Genomic DNA, 573 nt, shown 5'->3' on the forward strand with positions numbered 1-573 from the left:
TTTTTAATATTGTTATTAACCGGTTTAACATCCCGTAACTGCTGGCGAAGCAACTCCTGCTCATGCTTCAGACAGTCCACTTCATTACTGTTACGTATAAGCACAATGTAGTCGTTCGATATTTTCACTGTCAGATGTGGGCCCGTCTCAAATCCCGACTCACGCAGCCATTTAGCCTTTTAATTAATATTCGGTGTGCTGTTGTCACCACAACTTTAAAGCCTAAGAGGAAAATTTGTCCGGGTGGTAAACGCGCATAACACCGCCTGGAAGTACGATGTGAACGGTCGTCTGGTGGAGAAACTGGTCGATAAAGGCGGCTACCGCCCTCTTCTCTGGCGCTATCGGTGGGACGCCCGGAGCCAGCTCTCAGGTATCGAAACGCCGGATGGCGAACGCTGGGAATACAAATACGACCCGTTCGGCCGGCGCATCAGTAAACGCTGCACCAGCCACAACAAACCGGGGATGGATTTTCACTGGAACGGCGACCAGCTCACCGACGAAGTTCCGGTCGGCTCTGACGGCAAACCGGATGATGAAAACGCCATTCGCTGGATATACGAACCAGGC

The 573-nt window shown here is 51.3% G+C and carries 1 protein-coding gene; it reads left to right on the forward strand.

Annotated features, from left to right (window positions below):
- Window positions 1-243: 243 nt before the first annotated feature.
- Window positions 244-573, forward strand: a 330-nt coding sequence (locus K5E19_RS23565; protein WP_311775531.1) for an RHS repeat domain-containing protein, incomplete at its 3' end; no start/stop codon positions are given.

It is taken from the genome of Enterobacter sp. RIT637, from assembly GCF_019718755.1.
Lineage (GTDB): Bacteria > Pseudomonadota > Gammaproteobacteria > Enterobacterales > Enterobacteriaceae > Enterobacter.